This is a genomic window from Aeromonas sp. L_1B5_3, assembly GCF_963866575.1.
In the GTDB taxonomy this organism is placed as follows: domain Bacteria; phylum Pseudomonadota; class Gammaproteobacteria; order Enterobacterales; family Aeromonadaceae; genus Aeromonas; species Aeromonas jandaei.
Genome location: NZ_CAWMDN010000133.1, coordinates 1 through 4,207 on the forward strand (window position 1 = coordinate 1; position 4,207 = coordinate 4,207).

General features: G+C 59.5%; 2 protein-coding genes. Both read right to left on the bottom strand.

Translation table 11 applies throughout. The annotated features are described in order from the left end of the window. Positions 1 to 48: 48 nt before the first annotated feature. Entirely contained in the window at positions 49 to 369 is a 321-nt protein-coding gene (locus tag AACR93_RS17590) for a hypothetical protein (RefSeq protein ID WP_043851514.1), read from the bottom strand. Between the two features lie 555 nt (positions 370 to 924). After that, positions 925 to 2,010, bottom strand: coding sequence for a lipocalin-like domain-containing protein (locus AACR93_RS17595; RefSeq protein WP_043851515.1), 1,086 nt, complete (start codon positions 2,008 to 2,010; stop codon positions 925 to 927). Positions 2,011 to 4,207 lie beyond the last annotated feature (2,197 nt).

Sequence of the window (4,207 nt, forward strand, 5' to 3'; positions counted from 1 at the left end):
TTTTTTTTTTTTTTTTTTTGAAGCTGTACTTCGTTAGTTTTAGACTCATTATTTCTGATCCCAACCAATCACTTTACCATTCTCTAAAGTTACTCTTAGTGCATAGCGGCCTTTCCCTGTTTTATTATATTTCCAAACTTCTTTAACTTTGGTTTTGAGAACTTTTTGATCAATATCGATAGGTTTACCCAGTGAATCAATAAGTTGACCTTCAGACTGGCCTTGCCAGAACATTCGTTTCATTAATTTTTCAACAAGGTGCTTGTCACCATATTTTTTCATTAGATACTCTCTCCTTATCTTTGTTTGGTAATGACTTGCAAATAATAAAAAAGCCACTGCCAATATGACCCACCAATACCATGCCATTATTTTATTTCCTTCTTGAAAGAGTGATTTTACAAGTGTTTAAAAAGCTATAATTCAAAGTGTGTATATTATGCTTTAATAAAGCATCTCTAGCTTTATCAGTCGGTGAGGAGAATAAAGTTTATTTATCAGGTTGATATTTAAAAATAACAAAAAATGATCATTTCCATCTATTTGTATAGCTACCGCACGGAGTTACAGCTCCCCGAGTGCTGCTTTTAACCAGATTGAAAATGGGTAAATCATGGGCTTACCTCGGCTGCCTTTGGGGCCGTGAGTGCCGGATGAGAAAGATATCAAACTGCGACCAATGCAAGTGAGTTAAAAGTTAGTTATCGCTCGGATTTTGAAAGGTTTTTTGACTGGGATCAGACTTGAGCCAAGTTGGCTGCGGGTTGAGTGGGCAAGGGGAGTTCAATAAATAAACAGATAAAGCATCCTTGGCTACTGGCGCCAAGTGACAGAAGTGGCTGGGCGATATCACTGTGATGCCCTGTTATCAGGGCGATTTGTTTTTAGGTCATCGAGTAGACCGGCCATGTTTGTCGAGGGTGTTCAGTAGCCGGTCATCTCCAGATAGCCGACCCCCTTGGCATCCCCCGAGACAGAGACTGCACCCTCCCAGTAGTCAAAGCGACCTGTCATGGCCTGATTGGGCTGACGGGCTTTGATGGTGAGGCTCATTCCGGCGGCGTTTAGCTGCCACTCGACGGGGTAATTCTGCCCCTTGGGGCCGCGCCAGGTGTTGCCCGGCGTAAGGCGAATCGCGTCGGGGGCGAGCACCCGGCTGCTGCCATCCCGCTCAATCAAGATGCCGTAACGGTTTTCTGGCTGGTTTTCGGGATTAGCGCGGCCCGATTTGGTGCGCAGGCGAAACAGCATCAGCTCGCGGCCATCGGCCAGTTGCAGCGAAAACCAGTCCCAGCCCGATTGCCACTCGGCCAATACCGAGCTGCTCCACTCGTGATCAAACCAGCCTTGTCCGGTGACGGTGCGGGTCTCGCCATCGCGAGTCAGGGTGCCACGAAGAGTGAGGCGCGGGTAGGAGTAGTAAAAGGAGGCGTTGCCCGGGCTCTTCTCGCTGTAACCGGCCTTGCCTTGCAGCACCAGCGGCTTGGCGGCAGTGACGGTGAGGTTCAGCTCGCCAATCTTGCTCTGCACCTTGAGGGTGGCGGGGAACAGCGCTGCCCCTTGCGAGGCAAGCCGCCACTCCCTTAGCCAATATTGACCGCCGCTGGCCCCCGCCAGTCCCGGCCCCTGCCGACTGGCCCGTTCATCTTGCTGGTGGCTGCCACGGTCGAGATCCGTGATGGCAAACTGGGCCAGCCAGAGCTGGGGGATAAGCCAGGGATTGCTGGTGCGGATCTCTTGTTCGATCCCCTGCCTAAACAGGGTCCATTGCATGCCATATTCGCGCCCCTGTTCATCCTTGAGGTTGCCGGTGAGATACCACCACTCGGAGCGGTAATCGGGGTGTGCGGCGTGATCCTCCGGCAATTGAATGGTTTGCCCCGGCAGCACCTTTTTAAAGCTGTCGCTGCCGCCACCGAGCAGTGCGCCCAGATCGCTGGCAGCGATAGCCCCGCTATAGAGCGTCCAGAGTATACCCAGCGCCAGCGGCCACCCTTTGATCTGTTTCATACCACTCTCCTTGCCGCATACCAGGAGGCCAGTGCGCCACAGACCGGCGCCAGCAAGAGGGCGGTGACCGCATGAAGGGGGGCGGCCTCGAAGGCGAGGCGCCAGCCAAAGGCGCGGGGGTTAACCACCTCGATCAGCACCCAGGCGAGGCCATATCCCACCGGCAGGGCCAGCAGGGCGGTGAGCAGCCCCAATCCCGCCCCTTGCCACACCAGCAGCTGGCGGCAGTGGCGGGGGCTCAAGCCCAGACTCTGCAAGGTCTGCAGCTCGCCACGGCGCGCCAGCCCCAGCACCATAAAGGCCGAGCCGATCCCGACAAAGGCGATGCCGAGGATCAGCAACTTCAATAGCTCGGTCACCACAAAGGTCTGGTCAAACACCTTGAGGGCCGCGCTGTGGATGGCGGGGGCGGAGAGCAGATTGAGCTGCTCGCCAAAGCGCTCGCGCAGGCGATCGGTCAGCTGTTCGGGGTCGTTGCTAAAGAGGGCGAGGGATTGCACCGCCCCGGCCTCGAAGGCATGCAGGAGCTGCCCCTTGTCGCTGCCGTAGTCCTGATAGACGCCGGTGACGGTGAGCTGCCGTGGCCCCTGCTCGCCGCTGATCGCCAACCTCTGGCCCACCTTGACCCCGAGGCGTACCGTCAGCGGTTCGCTTGCCAGCACCTCGTCGGGACGGGTCGGCCAGCGTCCGGCCAGCAGCGGATAGGCCGCTTTAAGCTGGGGAATAAAGTCCATCTGCGCCCACTCGATGGGCTGCCCCTGCCAGCGGGCAGGGTGCACCGAGCGGCGCGAGGCGGCGCTCACTAGCGGATTGGCGAGCAGGGTCTCGAGGGTGGCGTCGCTCAAGGTGCCCTTGTTGCCCGCCACCCCCTTGGGGGCGGTGACATAGAGATCGGCGGCCAGACGCTGGCCGAGCCAGATCTCCACGCTGGAGCGAAAACTCGACACCATGACCCCGATGCCGATGGCCGCCGCGATGGCCAGCTGCAACGCCATCACCGCGATGGCGGTGCGATCGAGGTGATAGAGGGTCTCGGCCACCCCGAGCCGGGCGGTGAGGGGGCCGCTCGCACGCCGTCGCAACCAGCCAAGCAGGCCGCGCAGGGCATCGGGCAGCCAGAGCGCCATGGCCAGCAGCCAGCCGCCGGCGATAAAGAGGGCGCCGGTCAAACCGGTTTGCGGCAACCACAGGCAGAGGGCGCACAGCAGCAGGATGGCGATGGCCAGCACGCGCCGTCGCCACGGGTGAGCGGGGGGGCGGCTGCTTCCCGCTCGCAGTTCGAGGGGGGATTGGCGCAGCAGTTGCCACCAGCCGGGCAGGTTGGCGGCCAGCGTGCCGAGCAGCCCGATCAACAGCGCCTTGAGCAGGCTCACAGGGGAGAGGCGCAACAGATCGATGGGGTTGGGCCCATAGAGATCGGCCAGCGCTTGGGTCAGCTGTCCCATCAGCGCCAGCGCCAACAGGCTGCCGAGCATCACCCCGAGCAGGGTGCCTACCGTGGAGAGAATAAGTAGCTCCAGAATGAGCCAACGCAGCACCCGACTCGGCCCCATCCCCAGAATGATCAACTGGGCCAGCTGGGGGCGGCGCACGCTCTGGACAAATCGCTGGGCGTTGAACACCAGAAACAGTCCCACTGCCATGGCGAGCAATGAGAGCGCCGTCAGGTTGAGGGCCAGCGCATCACCAAGCTGGCTGGCATCGAGCGCCGGGCTGATGGGCTCAAGCCACAAGGGCTGGTTCGGGTAATCGGTTTGCAGGGTGGCCTGCAGGGTGCGAGCCTCGGCGTCGCTTAATTTGAAGACGATGCGACCGAGCCGACCCGCTTTGCTCAGCAGCGGCTGGGCGAGGCCGATGTCGGTTATCAGCAGCCGCTCCATGGGCACGGCGCCCGGTTCAAACGTGCCTGCAAGCGTCAGGGTCAGGGGTTTGGCGCTGGCGCCATCGCTGCCGCCCAATACAAAACGGCGGCTCTGGCCCGCTTGCCAGCCAAGGCGCTCCGCTTCGGGGGCTGCCAGCCAGATGCTGTCGGTGCGGTTGAGGGAAAAGGCGGGCTCGCTCGCGGGTTGGGCGCCAAACAGCTGGCGCAGCGGGCCGGGGTTGAAGAGATCCATTCCCAGCAGTTGAAAGCTGCGCCCCTCTTCATCCTTGAGCCAGCTATGGAGCTGGGGCATGGCTGTCTCTTATACACATCTCC